Genomic DNA, 445 nt, shown 5'->3' with positions numbered 1-445 from the left:
GGGCGATCATGGACCGCGGCGGAGCCCCATCGCTATGTCACTTTGCGGTATACCCCAAGATCACATCCGGCCAGCCGTGAAGTACGAGTGAGCGCATGAGGCTGGAGAAAATGACCAAATTTCGTGTACACCTTGGGGATGCGGAAACTCCCAACGCGACACGAGCTTGGCCTTATCGACTTCGTAACTCGTGAGGCCCTGCCATCGCTGAGTCGTGACGTTCCCCTCGAGCTCGAGGCGATCCAGTCGGCATGGCCCGAATTTGAGCATGCCTTCGACTCTCTCCGTGGCCGTCGCATGATGGGCCTCGTCTACCCAGCATCCAACATCTACCGAATGTCATCCGCTCGGCTCGACCGTGACCGCGACAACCCGTTCGAGCTCAACGAAACCATCGTTCCCGGCGGGGACTATCTCCGCCTTCGCCTGCGCGGCAAAGCACCCG

The 445-nt window shown here is 60.2% G+C and carries 1 protein-coding gene; it reads left to right on the top strand.

Annotated features, from left to right (window positions below; translation table 11 throughout):
- Positions 1-138: 138 nt before the first annotated feature.
- Positions 139-445, top strand: a 307-nt coding sequence (locus ACT3TZ_RS15280; RefSeq protein ID WP_444584262.1) for an AraC family transcriptional regulator, incomplete at its 3' end; no start/stop codon positions are given.

Source organism: Brachybacterium sp. AOP25-B2-12 (genome assembly GCF_052378625.1).
Classification (GTDB): domain Bacteria; phylum Actinomycetota; class Actinomycetes; order Actinomycetales; family Dermabacteraceae; genus Brachybacterium.
Note: the sequence above shows the minus strand (reverse complement) of the source record. Positions and strands in the feature narration are given on the sequence as shown.